This window comes from Leifsonia xyli (genome assembly GCA_001647635.1).
GTDB classification, from domain to species: domain Bacteria; phylum Actinomycetota; class Actinomycetes; order Actinomycetales; family Microbacteriaceae; genus Leifsonia; species Leifsonia xyli_A.
In genome coordinates this window covers 2979509-2994601 of record CP014761.1, presented here as the reverse complement: position 1 = coordinate 2994601, position 15093 = coordinate 2979509, and the positions used below count along the sequence as shown (strand labels likewise).

General features: G+C 71.7%; 10 protein-coding genes and 2 pseudogenes. 7 read left to right on the top strand and 5 right to left on the bottom strand.

Annotated features, from left to right (window positions below; genetic code table 11):
* Positions 1-31 precede the first annotated feature (31 nt).
* From A0130_14735 to A0130_14710, 6 genes and pseudogenes are all read left to right on the top strand, one after another.
* The gene (locus tag A0130_14735) at positions 32-1321 is read left to right on the top strand and encodes a sugar ABC transporter substrate-binding protein (GenBank protein ANF32751.1); all 1290 of its coding nucleotides are present in this window, start codon (positions 32-34) and stop codon (positions 1319-1321) included.
* A gap of 13 nt (positions 1322-1334) precedes the next feature.
* A pseudogene (locus A0130_14730) lies at positions 1335-2381 on the top strand (sugar ABC transporter permease).
* Positions 2378-3259: a thiamine ABC transporter ATP-binding protein gene (locus A0130_14725; protein ANF32750.1), complete on the top strand. Its 882-nt coding sequence runs from the start codon at positions 2378-2380 to the stop codon at positions 3257-3259. The pseudogene A0130_14730 and the gene A0130_14725 overlap by 4 nt, the downstream one beginning before the upstream one ends.
* A gap of 32 nt (positions 3260-3291) precedes the next feature.
* Positions 3292-5598 (top strand): glycosyl hydrolase, encoded by a 2307-nt coding sequence (locus A0130_14720; GenBank protein ID ANF32749.1) that lies wholly within the window; start codon positions 3292-3294, stop codon positions 5596-5598.
* Between the two features lie 82 nt (positions 5599-5680).
* Complete coding sequence (locus A0130_14715; protein ID ANF32748.1) at positions 5681-6871, top strand: xylose isomerase; 1191 nt, start codon at positions 5681-5683, stop codon at positions 6869-6871.
* 105 nt (positions 6872-6976) lie between these two features.
* A pseudogene (locus A0130_14710) lies at positions 6977-8406 on the top strand (xylulose kinase).
* A 93-nt stretch (positions 8407-8499) separates the two neighbouring features.
* Here A0130_14710 and A0130_14705 read toward each other — a convergent pair.
* Together A0130_14705 and A0130_14700 are read right to left on the bottom strand one after the other, a co-directional pair.
* The gene (locus tag A0130_14705) at positions 8500-8985 is read right to left on the bottom strand and encodes a gluconokinase (GenBank protein ANF32747.1); all 486 of its coding nucleotides are present in this window, start codon (positions 8983-8985) and stop codon (positions 8500-8502) included.
* Positions 8982-10412: a gluconate transporter gene (locus tag A0130_14700; GenBank protein ID ANF32746.1), complete on the bottom strand. Its 1431-nt coding sequence runs from the start codon at positions 10410-10412 to the stop codon at positions 8982-8984. The genes A0130_14705 and A0130_14700 overlap by 4 nt, the downstream gene beginning before the upstream one ends.
* Positions 10413-10527: 115 nt before the next feature.
* Here A0130_14700 and A0130_14695 point away from each other — a divergent pair, with 115 nt between their 5' ends.
* On the top strand, positions 10528-11220 hold the full coding sequence (locus A0130_14695) for a GntR family transcriptional regulator (protein ID ANF32745.1): 693 nt from the start codon (positions 10528-10530) through the stop codon (positions 11218-11220).
* Between the two features lie 15 nt (positions 11221-11235).
* Here A0130_14695 and A0130_14690 read toward each other — a convergent pair whose 3' ends face one another.
* From A0130_14690 to A0130_14680, 3 genes are read right to left on the bottom strand one after another with little or no spacing between them, the layout of a single operon-like run.
* Positions 11236-12630 (bottom strand): MFS transporter, encoded by a 1395-nt coding sequence (locus tag A0130_14690; protein ANF32744.1) that lies wholly within the window; start codon positions 12628-12630, stop codon positions 11236-11238.
* 38 nt (positions 12631-12668) lie between these two features.
* On the bottom strand, positions 12669-13679 hold the full coding sequence (locus A0130_14685) for a LacI family transcriptional regulator (protein ANF32743.1): 1011 nt from the start codon (positions 13677-13679) through the stop codon (positions 12669-12671).
* Between the two features lie 45 nt (positions 13680-13724).
* Complete coding sequence (locus A0130_14680; GenBank protein ID ANF32742.1) at positions 13725-15068, bottom strand: amino acid permease-associated protein; 1344 nt, start codon at positions 15066-15068, stop codon at positions 13725-13727.
* Between the last annotated feature and the right edge of the window lie 25 nt (positions 15069-15093).

Sequence of the window (15093 nt, the reverse complement as noted above, 5' to 3'; positions counted from 1 at the left end):
CACCTCAACGAAGAGAACAGGTTGGAATCACATGAAAGGCACCAAGCTCCTCACCGGAGCGGCCGTCGTGATGGCCGGCGCGCTCGCCCTCACCGGGTGCAGCGGAGGCTCCGACAGCTCGAGCAGCAACGGCAAGGTCAACATGACCCTCTGGCAGAACTCCACCACCGGCCCCGGCCAGGAGTTCTGGAAGAACGCCGTCGCGGCCTTCGAGAAGAAGAACCCGAACGTCACCATCAAGGTCCAGTCGATCCAGAACGAAGACCTCGACGGCAAGCTCCAGACCGCGCTGAACTCCGGCGACGCCCCCGACATCTTCCTGCAGCGAGGCGGCGGCAAGATGGCGGCGATGGTCAACGCCGGTCAGCTCATGGACATCACCGACAAGGTGTCGTCCGACACGAAGAAGAACATCTCCGAGGGCTCGTTCAAGGCCGAGACCTACCAGGACAAGGTGTGGGCCATGCCCATCGCCGTGCTCCCGGGCGGCCTGTTCTACAGCCAGGATCTGTTCAAGGCCGCGGGCATCACCGACGCGCCGAAGACGATCAGCGACCTCAACGACGACGTGACCAAGCTCAAGAGCACCGGCGTCGCCCCCATCGCGCTCGGCGCGAAGGACGCCTGGCCCGCCGCACACTGGTTCTACTGGTTCGCGCTGCGCGAGTGCGCCGGCTCCACCATGGAGAAGACCGCCGACTCGAAGTCCTTCTCGGACGGCTGCTGGCTGAAGGCCGCGGAGGACCTGCAGAAGTTCTCCGACACCAAGCCCTTCAACGACGGCTTCCTCACCACCTCCGCCCAGCAGGGCGCGGGCAGCTCGGCCGGCCTCGTCGCCAACCACAAGGCGGCCATGGAGCTCATGGGCGCCTGGGACCCGGGCGTGATCGCGTCCCTCACCCCCGACCAGAAGCCTCTTCCGGACCTCGGCTTCTACCCGTTCCCGGAGGTTCCGGGCGGCAAGGGCGAGCCGGGCTCGATCATGGGCGGCGTCGACGGGTACTCGTGCTCGGTCAAGGCCCCCAAGGAGTGCGCCGACTTCCTCAACTTCGTTGCCACCACGGACCAGCAGGAGGCCTACTACAAGGCCTTCAACGCCCCGCCGGTGAACTCGGAGGCCCAGAAGGTCGTCACCGAGCCCTACCTGAAGGATGTGCTGGCCGCCTACAACAAGGCGCCCTACGTCTCGCAGTGGCTCGACACCGTCCTCGGCCAGAACGTCGGCAACGCGCTGAACGTCGCGGTCGTGGACATGCTCGCCGGTAAGAGCGACCCGAAGCAGCTCATCCAGGCGGCCAACGACGCGGCGAAGAAGGGCTGAGGCAGGTTAGCTCGTGACTGACATCCGCGAGAACACCACCGGCCTCGAGCCGGCCGCGGGTCTCGCGCAGCACGGCGGGGGCGACGCGATCGCGTCGCCCCCGTCGCGCCGGCGCCGCCCCCGCAAGGGCCGCTGGTCCGGACGCCTGGAGATCGCTCTCCTGGCCGGACCCGCGGTCATCGTCTTCCTGGGCTTCGTGATCGCCCCGGTCGTGATGGCGGCCTACTACGGCTTCTTCCGCTGGGCGGGCTACGGGACCCCGACCGACTTCGTCGGCCTTCAGAACTACATCACGATCCTCACCGACTCGGCGTTCCAGCAGGCGCTGGCGCACAACGCATTCATCGTCGTGATGTCGATCGTGCTGCAGGGTCCGATCGCGATCCTGCTGGCGCTGCTGCTCAACCGCAAGATGCGCGGCCAGTCGATCATCCGCGTCCTGATCTTCGTGCCCTACGTGATCGCCGAGGTCGTGGTCGGCACGGGCTGGAGCCTGATGCTCGCCACCAACGGCGCGCTCAACGGCATGCTCAAGAACCTCGGCCTCGACGCCCTCGTCCACGACTGGCTCTCCGACCCGAGCCTCGCGATCTGGACCCTGATGGGCATCCTGACCTGGAAGTACGTCGGCTTCGCCGTCATCCTCTTCCTCGCCGGCCTCCAGGGCATCCCGGAGGAGCTGTACGAGGCGGCTGCGCTGGACGGCGCGTCGTACTGGCAGATCCAGCGGCGCATCACGCTGCCGCTGCTCGGCCCGACGCTCCGCATCTGGGCGTTCCTGTCGATCATCGGGGCGCTGCAGCTGTTCGACCTCGTCTAAATCATCTGGGGCCAGTACGTCGCATCGACGGCCGGCACCTCCACTATGGCGACGTACATGGTCGCGAACGGCCGCAATGCGGGCAACTTCGGCTACGGCAACGCCGTCGCCGTCGTGATCTTCCTGATCTCGCTCATCGTCGCACTCGTCTACCAGCGGTTCGTGCTCCGGCGCGACACCGCGGGCGCCCTCACCGGCGACAGCCGGAAGGCGCAGCGCGCAGAAAGGAAGGGACGATGACGACCCTCACCGCCACTCCCGAGCCCACGCTCCCGGGCACGACCCGGCGCAAGGAGAAGGGCCTCCCCTGGGGCTCGCCGATCATCTACTTCGTGGCGCTCGTCGTCATCGCCCTGATGCTCGTGCCGATCGCGTACATCGTGCTCGGCGGCTTCCGCACCAACTCGCAGATCACGGTCGACCCCGCCGGGTTCCCGAACCCCTGGAACGTCCAGAACTACCTGAGCGTCCTCAGCGGCAGCACGTTCTGGCAGGAGGTCGGCAACTCGACGATCGTCGCGCTGGCGACCACCTTCGGCGTGATCGTGCTCGGCCTGGCGGCGAGCTACGTGCTGGCGCGCTACAAGTTCCGCGGGCGCGGGTTCCTCTACGCCCTGTTCGCCGCGGGCCTGATGTTCCCCATCACGGTCGCGATCACCCCGCTCTACATCGTGGTGCGCAACATCGGCCTGATGAACTCGCTCGGCGGCGTCATCCTGCCGCAGATCGCGTTCGCCCTGCCGACGACGATCATCATCCTGGTGCCGTTCCTGCGGGCCATCCCGGACGAGATCGAGGAGGCCGCGTTCATCGACGGCTGCAGCAGGCTCGGCTTCTTCTGGCGGATGGTGCTCCGGCTCTCCCTGCCGGGCGTGATCACCGTCGGCATCCTGGCGTTCATCGCGAGCTGGAACAGCTACCTGCTGCCGCTCTTCCTCCTCAACAACGAAGCGACGTTCACCCTGCCGCTGGGAGTGCAGGCGTTCTCGTCGCAGTACTCGCAGGACACGGCGAAGGTCCTCGCCTTCACGTCGCTGTCCATGATTCCGGCGCTGGTGTTCTTCAGCCTGTTCGAACGCCGCATCGTCGGCGGTCTGACCGGCGCCGTCAAGGGCTGATCGCCCGCTCTGCTCAAGAAGTGAGATCCGACATGACCGAATCCCTCCATCCCTCTGCGCCCTCCGAGCGGGTGCGCGCGCTGCTCGCCGAGATGACCCTCGAGGAGAAGCTCGCGCAGCTCGTCGGGTACTGGGTCGACAAGGGCGACGAGCTGGTCGCGCCGATGGCCGGCGAGATGGGCAACCCCGGCGCCTACGCGGACGCCACCGAGCACGGCCTCGGCCAGCTCACCCGCGTCTACGGCACCCGACCGGTCGACCCTGCCGAGCGCGCCGCCTGGCTGTGGTCGGAGCAGCGCCGGCTGAAGGAGGAGACCCGGCTGGGCATCCCCGCGCTGGTGCACGAGGAGTGCCTCACCGGGCTCGCGGCATGGAAGGCGGCGACGTTCCCGACGCCGCTGGCGTGGGGTGCGTCCTTCGACCCCGAGCTGGTGGAGGAGATGGCCGGGCTGATCGGCCTGTCGATGCGCGAGCTCGGCATCCACCAGGGCCTCGCGCCCGTGCTCGATGTCATCCGCGACCCGCGCTGGGGCCGGGTGGACGAGTGCATCGCCGAGGATCCGTACGTCGTCGGAACGCTCGGCACCGCCTATGTGCGCGGCCTGCAGGGCGCGGGCGTCCACGCGACGCTGAAGCACTTCGTCGGCTACTCGGCGTCGCAGGCCGGGCGCAACCACGCGCCGGTGCACGCCGGTCCCCGCGAGGTGCGCGACACGCTCCTGCAGCCGTTCGAGATGGCGGTGCGGGATGGCGGGGTGCGATCGGTCATGAACTCGTACGCCGAGATCGACGGGGTCCCCGTCGGCGCCTCGCCCGAGTACCTCACGCGGATCCTCCGCGATGAGTGGGGCTTCGACGGGACGGTGGTCTCCGACTACTTCTCGGTCGCCTTCTTGCACACCATGCACGGCGTCGCCGCCGACCTCGGCGAGGCGGCCGCGCTGGCCCTCGCCGCCGGGATCGACGTTGAGCTGCCGACCGGCGACGCGTTCCTCGGGCCGCTGCTGGAGCGCATCCGCTCGGGGAAGACCGACGAGGCGCTCGTCGACCGCGCCGTGCTGCGCGTGCTGGCCCAGAAGGAGGAGCTCGGGCTGCTCGACGAGACCTTCGACACGCCGCCGACCGCGATCGACCTGGACACGCCCGCGCACCGCGAGGTGGCGCTCCGCCTGGCCGAGGAGTCGCTGGTGCTGCTCACCAACGACGGCACGTTGCCACCGGCGTCGTCTCCCCGCCGGATCGCGGTGCTCGGCCCGAACGCCGACGCACCCGAGGCCCTGATGGGGTGCTACTCGTTCGCGAACCACGTGCTCGCGCACCACCCGGAGGTGCCGCTCGGCTTCGAGCTGCCGTCGGTGCTGGAGGCGCTGCGCGGCGAGTTCGACGGAGCTGACGTCGTGCACGAGCGCGGCTGCGACGTGGAGGGGGACGATCGCTCGGGCATCCCGGCCGCCGTGGCCGCGGCGAGCGCAGCGGAGGTCGCCGTCGTGGTCGTCGGCGACCGTGCGGGACTCTTCGGTCGCGGGACGGTCGGCGAGGGCAATGACGTCGAGAGCCTGGAGCTCCCGGGCATCCAGCGCGAGCTCGTGGAGCGGGTCGTCGCGACCGGCACCCCGGTCGTGCTGGTCGTGCTCTCCGGCCGTCCGTACGCGATCGGCTGGGCGATCGAGGGCGTGACGGCCCCTGCAGCCGTAATGCAGGCATTTTTCCCGGGCGAGGAGGGCGGGCGGGCGATCGCCGCGGTGCTCTCCGGCCGGGTCGCACCCTCCGGACACCTGCCGGTCTCGCTCCCCCGCTCGGCGGGCGCGCAGCCGTACTCGTACCTCCACCCGATCCTGGGCGGACCGAACGAGATCACGAGCGCCGACAGCACCCCGGTGCTGCCGTTCGGGCACGGGCTGTCGTACACGACGTTCGAGCGGTCCGAGCTGACCGTGGACGCGGAGGTCGCCGCCGGCGGCACGTTCACCGCGAGCGTGCGCGTCCGGAACACCGGAGACCGCGCCGCGACCGACCTCGTCCAGCTGTACGCCCGCGATGTGCACGCGAGCGTGACGCGTCCGGTGGCGCAGCTGCTCGGCTACCACCGCATCGAGCTCCAGCCGGGCGAGGAGGCGGTGGTGCGGTTCGCCGTGCCGACGAGACGTCTCGCGTTCTCGGACCCGTCGTTCCGCCGCATCGTCGAGCCGGGCGCTGTGGAACTGTGGGTCGGACCGTCGTGCGACGTCCGCGAGACCGCGGCCGCACTGACGATCGCCGGCCCGGTGCACGAGGTCACCGCCGCGGACGCCCGCCTGGTGACGTCGGAGGCCGAGACGGCTACCGTGGGTGCCGTCTGAGCGTTTCCCCTCGCGCCGAGCGCCTCGGTGCGGTATAAGTTTATTGAAACAACAAATCACCGACGACGCTGAAGGAACATCCATGAGCCTCACCCCCACCCGCGCCGACAAGTTCTCGTTCGGTCTGTGGACCATCGGCTACAACGGCACCGACCCGTTCGGCGGGCCCACCCGCCCCCAGCTCGACGTGGTCGAGGCGGTGCACAAGCTCGACGAGCTCGGCGCCTACGGCCTCACCTTCCACGACGACGACCTCTTCGCCTTCGGCTCGACCGACGCCGAGCGCCAGAAGCAGATCGACCGCCTCAAGCAGGCCCTCGCCGACACCGGCATCATCGTGCCGATGGTGACCACCAACCTGTTCTCGGCCCCGGTCTTCAAGGACGGCGGCTTCACCTCCAACGACCGCGCCGTGCGCCGCTTCGCGCTCCGCAAGGTGCTGCGCAACCTCGACCTGGCGGCCGAGCTCGGCGCCAAGACGTTCGTCATGTGGGGCGGCCGCGAGGGCGCCGAGTACGACGCGGCGAAGGACATCCGCGCCGCGCTCGAGCGCTACCGCGAGGCCGTCAACCTGCTCGGCGACTACGTCACCGACAAGGGCTATGACATCCGCTTCGCCATCGAGCCGAAGCCGAACGAGCCGCGCGGCGACATCCTGCTCCCGACCGTGGGCCACGCGCTGGCGTTCATCAACTCGCTGGAGCGCCCCGAGCTCGTCGGCCTCAACCCCGAGGTCGGCCACGAGCAGATGGCGGGCCTCAACTTCGCCGCCGGCATCGCCCAGGCCCTGTACCACGGCAAGCTCTACCACATCGACCTCAACGGGCAGCGCGGCATCAAGTACGACCAGGACCTCGTCTTCGGTCACGGCGACCTGCAGAACGCCTTCGCCCTGGTCGACCTGCTCGAGAACGGCGGCCCGGATGGCGGCCCGGCCTACGACGGCCCGCGCCACTTCGACTACAAGCCGTCCCGCACCGAGGACATCACCGGCGTCTGGGACTCGGCGGCCGCGAACATGCGCACCTACCTGCTGCTCAAGGAGCGCGCGCAGGCGTTCCGCGCCGACCCCGAGGTGCAGGAGCAGCTGGAGGCGTCGCGCGTGATCGAGTTGTCGCGTCCGACCCTCGGCGACGGCGAGTCGTACGACGACCTGCTCTCCGACCGCAGCGCCTACGAGGACTTCGACCCGAGCGCCTACTTCGGCGGCAAGGGCTTCGGCTTCGTCCGCCTGCAGCAGCTGGCCCTCGAGCACCTCCTCGGCGCGCGCTGACCCGCTGAACCCCCTCGAAGTGCACGTCGTTGCGCATCCGACCGGCGTGTCGGCCGCAACGACGTGCACTTCACTTGTTCGACCCGTGGAAGGAAGAGACAGCGAATGACGCTGGTTGCGGGAGTCGACTCGTCGACCCAGAGCTGCAAGGTGGTCGTGCGCGACCTCGAGACGGGCGCGCTCGTGCGCTCGGGGCGCGCGGCGCATCCCGACGGCACCGAGGTCGACCCGGCCGCGTGGTGGTCGGCGCTCCAGGAGGCCCTCGCCGCGGCGGCCGGCATGGACGACGTGGACGCGATCTCGATCGCCGGCCAGCAGCACGGCATGGTCGCCCTGGATGCGGAGGGCCGCGTCATCCGCGACGCCCTGCTCTGGAACGACACCCGCTCGGCGCAGGCCGCCCGCGACCTGATCGACGAGGTCGGCGCGGACGAGTACGCGCGCCGGGTCGGCGTCGTGCCGGTCGCCTCCTTCACCGCGACCAAGCTGCGCTGGCTGCGGGATGCGGAGCCCGAGAACGCGGCGCGGGTCGCCGCGGTCGCGCTCCCGCACGACTGGCTGACCTGGCGCCTGCGCGGCTACGGTCCGGCGGGCGAGAGCGAGCTCGGTCCGGACCTGGAGGCGCTGACCACCGACCGCTCGGACGCGAGCGGCACGGCGTACTGGGGCGCGGCGACCGGGACGTACGACCTCGACCTGTTCGAGCGGGCGCTCGGGCGGCCGGGCCGCGAGGCCGGGTCGGGTGACGGAGACGCCGTGGTGCTCCCCCGCGTGCTGGGACCGTCGGAGTCCGCCGGCCGTACGCCGTCGGGTGCGCTCGTCGGCCCCGGCGCCGGTGACAACGCGGGCGCCGCCCTCGGACTCGGCGCGGCGGAAGGCGACGTGGTCGTCTCGATCGGCACCTCCGGCACCGTCTTCGCCGTGACCGAGCAGCCGGTCGCCGACCCCTCTGGCACCGTCGCCGGCTTCGCCGACGCCTCCGGAGTGTCCCTCCCGCTGATCGCGACCCTCAACGCCGCGCGCGTGCTCGGCTCGATCGCCGGCCTCCTGTCCGTCGACTTCGACCGGCTCGCCGAGCTGGCGCTGACCGCGGAGCCCGGCTCCGGCGGCGTCGTGCTCGTGCCGTATTTCGAGGGCGAGCGCACGCCGAACCTGCCGGACGCGAAAGCGAGCGTCCACGGCCTCACCCTGGCGTCGACCACCCCGCGAACCTGGCCCGCGCCGCGATCGAGGGGATGCTGTGCGGCCTCGCCGATGGCCTCGACGCCGTGCGGTCCGTCGGGGTGCGCGAGCGCCGCATCCTGCTGATCGGCGGCGCCGCGCAGAACCCGGCTGTCGCCCAGGTCGCCGCGCAGGTCTTCGATGCGCCGGTCGAGGTGCCGTCCCCCGGCGAGTACGTCGCCGACGGCGGAGCGGTGCAGGCCGCCTGGGCGCTGACCGGCACCCGCCCGTCCTGGACGGTCGATACCGCCGCGACGCTGCCTGTCGACACGCGCCCGGTCATCCGCGAGCAGTACGCCGCAGCCCGCCCCTGATTCCCCTGCCGAGTACACGAAGAGTGCACGCGACACGCCGCCGTCGCGTGCACTCTTCGTGTACTCGACGGCGGGCGGCGCGGTCGGCGCGGATCAGGCCAGCGCCGCCGCCACCCGGTCGGCCAGCTCAGCCGGCGGCGCGTCGATGTCGAGCGTCAGGTGGCGTTCGTCGTGCGCCGGCGGCTCCAGCAGGGCCAGCTGGCTCTGCAGCATGCCCGCCTTCATGAAGTGGTGCTCGCGCGCGGCCAGCCGATCCCCGAGCAGCTCCGGCGAGCCGGTGAGGTGCACGAACAGCACGTCGTCCGCCCGGAGCACGTCGCGGTAGCGGCGGGTGAGCGCCGAGCAGGCGACGACGACCGGCCGCCGCTCGCCCATCCAGGAGGCGATGGCGGCGAGCCAGGGCGCGCGGTCCTCGTCGGTGAGCGGGATCCCCGCGCCCATCCGCTCGATGTTCGCCGCCGGGTGCAGGGCGTCGCCCTCCAGCAACTCCCATCCCAGACGTGCGGCGAGCAGGGCGGCGACCGTCGACTTGCCGCACCCCGCGACGCCCATTACGACGACCGCGCGCACCGGGGTCATCCGAGTCCGCCGACGAACAGGCTCACGATGAGGACGCCGGCCAGGCCGACGACCGAGATCAGACACTCCAGCACCGTCCAGCTCTTCAGCGTCTGCGGGATGCTGAGGCCCAGGTACTCCTTCACCAGCCAGAAGCCGGCGTCGTTGACGTGCGAGAGGAAGACCGAGCCCGCGCCGATCGCCAGCACCATGAGCGAGACCATCGGAGTCGACAGGTGCGCGGTGAGCGGCAGGAGGATGCCGGCCGCGGTCACCGTCGCGACGGTCGCCGAGCCGGTGGCGACGCGGATGAGGGCCGCGACCGTCCAGGCGAGGAGCAGCACCACGATCCCGCTCGCGCCCGTCGCCCATCCGGCGATGACCTGACCGATGCCGGTGTCGACCAGCACCTGCTTGAAGCCGCCGCCCGCGCCGACGATGAGCAGGATGCCGGCGATGGGAGGGAGGGACGCGCTCAGGCTGGTCTGCATCGCCTTGCGGTCCATCCCGCCGCCCACGCCGAGCAGGAGCAGACCGGCCAGCACGGCGACGGTCAGCGCGATGACGGGGGTGCCGAGGAAGTCGAGCACGACCTTCCACACGGGTGCGGCGTCCGCCGGTGTCACGATGTCGGCGACCGCCTTGCCCAGCATGAGGACGACCGGCAGCAGGATGCTGATGAGCGCGGCGGCGAACGACGGCCGGCGGCGAGCGCCCGCCGTCCCCGCCTCGTCGGCGACGAACAGCGCGGGAACGCCGGCCGGCACCCACTTCGCCGCGACACGACTGAACAGCGGGCCGGCGATCGCGATGGCCGGGATGGCGACGATCACGCCGAACGCCAGGGTCAGTCCGAGGTTGGCGCCGAGCGCGCCGATGGCGACCAGCGGACCCGGGTGCGGCGGGACGAGGCCGTGCATCGCCGAGAGACCCGCCAGCGTCGGCAGTGCGATGCGCATGAGCGGCAGGCCGGAGCGGCGGGTCACCAGGATGATGACGGGCATCAGCAGCACGAGGCCGACCTCGAAGAACATCGGCAGGCCGATGATCGCGCCGACCGCGCCCATGGTCCACGGGAGCAGGCGGGCGCTGGTGCGGGACACGAGGGTGTCGACGATCCGGTCGGCGCCGCCGGAGTCGGCGAGCAGCTTGCCGTACATCGCGCCGAGGCCGATGAGTACGCCGACGCTGCCCATGGTGCTGCCGAAGCCGGTGATGAAGCTGGCGATGGCCTTGTCGGCCGCCATGCCCGCCGCGAGGCCTGCGACGAGCGAGCCGAGCAGCAGCGAGAGGAACGGGTGGAGCTTGAGCCAGGTGATCAGGATGACGATCACCGCGATGCCGACGAGGGCCGCGAAGATCAGCTGGCCCTCGGGGCCGGACGGCTCAGGGGCCGGGGTGGGGGCGGGCGCGGCGGCAGCGAGGCGCCCGAGAAATGCTGTGGTCATGAACGTCCTTGGTCGTGGATCCGATGGTGCAGGGATCACTCTAGAAATAAATCAGATTTGTGTCGAATCCGCGCTCATAATTGCGTACGAATTACTCACGCCCGATAATGGAGGGGTGACGCAGCCGCCACCCGGTTCCCTGCACGAGCAGGCCATCGCCTCGCTCGGTGCGCGGATCGTCGCCGGCGAGATCCCGGTCGGGACAGTGCTGACGCCCGAGGGTCTCGGGATCTCCCGCACCGTGCTGCGCGAATGCCTGCGGGTGCTCGAGTCGCTCGGCCTCGTGCAGGCGCGTCGGCGCCGCGGCACGGTCGTCCTGCCGGAGGGGGCGTGGCAGGCGCTCGACCCGCGCATCCTGAGCTGGCGCCTCGCCGGGCCGGACCGGATGCGCGCGCTGGGCGACCTCAGCGAGCTGCGGCGCGCGGTCGAACCGGTCGCGGCACGGCTCGCCGCGGAACGCGCCACGCCCGCGCAGTGCGGGGACCTCACCGCGGCCATCGTCGGGATGGCGGCGACGCAGCGATCCGCGAACCGTGAGGAGTACCTGGCGCACGACCGGGACTTCCACCGCGTGCTGCTGGAGGCATCCGGCAACCCGGTGTTCGCGGCGCTGAGCGACGCCGTCGCCGAGGCGCTCATCGGGCGGACGGAGCACGCTCTCATGCCGGGCACGGCGAACCCGGAGGCGATCCGCCTGCACGAGGAGGTCGCGGCCGCGGTCCGCCGGGGCGACGGCACAGCGGCCGAGACGGCCACCCGCGCGATCGTCGAGGAGGCGGACGGCGCCGTCCAGCGCCTCACGCGCTAGCCCAGCCGAGGCGCGTCAGGAGCGACGGAGGATGCGCGGGCCGACCAGCCAGGCGAGCAGGCACAGCACCGCGGACACGGCGAACGCCCCCACGAACGGCCAGGCGCCCCCGGCATCCCGGAGCGCCGCGAAGACGATCGCCGTCGCGGCCAGTGCCACGGCGGACCCGGTCGCGTCGGAGATCGACAGCGCCGAGCTGTTGAAGCCCTGGTCGTCGCCGGTCGAGTATTCGAGGGTCAGCACGCCGAGTCGTGGGTAGAGGATGCCCATCCCGGCGCCCGCGAACGCCCATGCGATCACGGCCACCACCGGACTCAGGTGCCACACCGCCGTGGCGATCAGCGCCGCGAGCGCGATCGTCAGCCCGAGCGCGCCGAGGCGCGCGGCCAGCCGGTGGCCGATGCGCGGGAAGTGCCCCTGCACCCACGACGCACCCGACCAGGTCAGCCCGGCCGCGGTCAGCGCGAGACCGGCGACCGCCGCCGACTGGCCGTAGTCGGTGACGAGCAGGAGCGGCACGTAGACCTCGGACGCGAAGAACGTCCCGGCCACGATCGCGCGCATCAGGATGACGCTCGGCAGCCCGCGCCGGCCGAGCAGCACTCCCCGCGGAACCAACGGCCGCAGCGCGAATCCGGCCAGCACAGCGGCGACCACCGGCACGATCCATTGCACCGGCCCCGTCGCCTCCGCGGCGAGGGTCAGCGCGAGCACCGCGACCGCCAGCAGGACCGCCCAGAGCAGCCGCGCCGGACGGAACGGCGCCGGATCGGCCGGAGGCTCGAGCACGCCGTGCATCACCGGCACGACCATCAGCATGGCGAGCGCGGTCAGCGCCACGACCCCGAGGAACACCCAGCGCCAGCCGACCGTCTCGGCGAGCAGGCCGGCGATGAACGGCCCGATCAGCGACGGGATCACCCAGGCCGCCGCGAACCCCGCGAAGATGCGGGGATGCAGCCGCGCCGGGTACACGCGCGCCACGATCACGTACAGCACGACGGTGAGCGCCCCTCCGCCGAGCCCGTGGACGAGCCGGCCCGCCACGAACTGTCCCATCGTCGGCGCCGTGCCCGCCAGCAGGAGGCCCGTGGCGAACAGCACCACCGACGCGATGAGCGCGCTGCGCGGATTGCCGCGGTCGGCCCACGCACCCGCTGCGACCATCCCGACCACGCTCACCGCGAGCGGACCGGCGAACGCGAAGGCGTAGAGCGCCGCTCCGTCGAGCTCCCGGCTGACCGCGGGCATGATCGTCGTGACCGCCAGCGCCTCGAACGCGGCCAACATGATGAGCAGGCACATCCCGATGCTGGTCCAGCGGAACGGCGGGCTCAACACGCCGCCGGGCACCGCGGGTCGGGAGGCTGCGGAGCCGGTCGACACGGAGTCCAGGTCGCGCGAGCTCATGGACTCCAGCCTAGGCCGGGCCTCCGACGCGGCGAGGGTCAGCGGGCCACGGCCGTGGACGATCGGACGATCAGGTCGGGCAGCAGGCTGACCGCGGTCAGCTCCTCCCCGCCCTCGATCTCGGCCACCAGGCTCTCGACGCTGCGGCGGCCGAGGTCGGTGAAGTCCTGCAGGACGGTCGTGAGCGGCGGCCAGAAGTGGGCGGCCTCCGGGATGTCGTCGAAGCCGACGACGCTGAGGTCCTCCGGGAGGCGCCGACCGAGCTGGTACGCCGCGTGGTAGACCCCGAGCGCCATCTGGTCGTTGGATGCGAACACGGCCGTGACCCCGGGATCGCGCAGCACCTCGAGCCCCAGCCGGTAGCCCGATTCGGCGGTCCAGTCACCCTCCGGCGCCGGCTCGGGATACAGCCCGGCATCGGCGAGCTCCTGGCGGTAGCCGTGGACGCGCGCCTGCGCCTCGAACCAGGCGAGAGGACCGGAGAGGTGCACGATCCGCCGGTGCCCGAGCGACACCAGATGCCGCGTGGCCGCGCGGGCGCCCGCCACCTGGTCCACGGTGAGTTCGCGCTGCAGCGACGACGGACCGCCCTGCAGGGTCACGTACGGGACGTTGAGGCGGGCCGACTGGAGCTGTTCGATCACCACCTCCTGCGGGGCGATCACGACGATGCCCTCGACGGACTGTGCGAGCAGATGGTCGAGGCCGGCGGCGATGGACTCGCCGGTCAGGTCGGGGAGCTGTGCGACGGCCACCGAGTACCCGGCGGCGCGTCCCGCATCCTGGATCGCGTTGATGCTCGACACCGGACCGTAGAGCGCGGCGGCAGAGGTCGAGAGCACGCCGATGGTGCGGGATCGGGCCGTGACGAGCGCCCGCGCCGCCCGGTTGGGCCGGTAGTGCAGCTGGAGCATCGCGTCCTGCACACGCTGCCGTGTGGACTCGCGGATGCTGGGGTGGCCGTTGATCACGCGGGACACGGTCTGGTGGGACACCCCGGCGAGCGCGGCGACGTCGCGCATGCTCGCGGCGCGCTGGTGCTCGGTCACACCGTCCCCCTCCGCCGGCCGCGGTCGGGTCCGCGGGTGCCCCTATTATGCGCGATCGGCGCTCCGGCGCGTCCGCCGAGCGACGAGACCGACCGCGAGCGCGACGACGGCGACGCCCGCCGGGAACACCAGATGCCAGCCCGCGAGGATCAGCAGCCCGGCGGCGAGCACGCACGAGAGCAGCGCCATCCACCAGCCGAGCGAGCGCGCGGGAAGCAGCCGGAGCGCCGAGGCGACGCCGAGACCGTAGACCGCCGCCGCGATGCTCGTGTGCACGAGGATGAACGGCTGCAGGTCGCCGCTCGACAGCACGACGACGGAGTACAGCGCCATGACGACGGCCGAGAGCAGCAGCCCGCGGCGGGCGACCGCGCCGTTCTCGGCGCCGCGCCCGAACCACGCGGGCAGGTCGCCGTCGCGGCCCATCGCCGCGCCGAGCTTGCTGAACGCCGCGAGGTAGGCGTTGAACACCCCGGTGACGACGATCGCGGCGATGACGGCGACCACGATCGCGCCGCCCGATCCGGTCGACACCTCGACCAGGTCGAGCAGCGGGACGGCACTCGTCGCCGCCCGCGACCCCAGGACCGTGACGGTCACGGTCTGGATGGCCAGGTACGCGACGGACACGATGATCAGCGCCAGCGCGGTCGCCCGCGGGATGTCGCGCCGCGGGTTCCGGAACTCGCCGCCGATGCCGGCCACGGCCTCCCACCCGGCGAACGCCCAGATGTAGAGGGACATGGCGAGCCCGACCCCGGCCCAGCCGTGCGGCAGCAGCGGCTGCAGGTGCGCGGCCTGGCCGTGCGGGGCCGCGGCCGCCAGCACGAACACCAGCACGGCGACCAGCGCGCCGGACAGGACGAGCTGCACGGACGCGGCGAACCGGACGCCGAAGGCGGTGACGGCGACCGGGATCACCATGAGGCCGACCGCGATCAGCGTCGTCGCCACGGCATCGCCGCCGATCACCGCGACCACGTAGCGCGCCGTCATCAGCGCCGCGATCGGGGCGCCGATCGGCGTGCCGAAGAAGAACCAGTAGCCGATGATCCGGGCCGCGTCCGGGCCGAAGGCGCGGCGCGCGAACGTCGCGACACCGCCGGCGTCCGGATGGCGGCGCGCCAGCGCGGCGAACGTGGCGGCGAGCGGGACGGAGATGAGCGCCAGGGCCGCGACGGCGAGGATCGCTCCGGGCCCGGCCGCCGCCGCGGCGAGCGCCGGGAGCACCAGGATGCCGGTGCCCAGCACCGCCGCGATGTAGAGGGCCGTGCCGCCCGCGACGCCGAGCCTGCCGTGCGGCGCATCGGGCACACCTGCGCCGGGCACCCGCGGGTCGGGAAGCTCCGGACCGCGGGCGCGCGTGGTCGAGGGCCCGCGTTCCGTCATGTCCCCATGATGGCGCGGACCCCCG

Bases quoted from the DNA above. Each gene is read 5' to 3' on its own strand.
- A0130_14735 (ANF32751.1), top strand. From the start codon at position 32: ATGAAAGGCACCAAGCTCCTCACCGGAGCGGCCGTCGTGATGGCCGGC.
- A0130_14725 (ANF32750.1), top strand. From the start codon at position 2,378: ATGACGACCCTCACCGCCACTCCCGAGCCCACGCTCCCGGGCACGACC.
- A0130_14720 (ANF32749.1), top strand. From the start codon at position 3,292: ATGACCGAATCCCTCCATCCCTCTGCGCCCTCCGAGCGGGTGCGCGCG.
- A0130_14715 (ANF32748.1), top strand. From the start codon at position 5,681: ATGAGCCTCACCCCCACCCGCGCCGACAAGTTCTCGTTCGGTCTGTGG.
- A0130_14705 (ANF32747.1), bottom strand. From the start codon at position 8,985: ATGACCCCGGTGCGCGCGGTCGTCGTAATGGGCGTCGCGGGGTGCGGC.
- A0130_14700 (ANF32746.1), bottom strand. From the start codon at position 10,412: ATGACCACAGCATTTCTCGGGCGCCTCGCTGCCGCCGCGCCCGCCCCC.
- A0130_14690 (ANF32744.1), bottom strand. From the start codon at position 12,630: ATGAGCTCGCGCGACCTGGACTCCGTGTCGACCGGCTCCGCAGCCTCC.
- A0130_14680 (ANF32742.1), bottom strand. From the start codon at position 15,068: ATGACGGAACGCGGGCCCTCGACCACGCGCGCCCGCGGTCCGGAGCTT.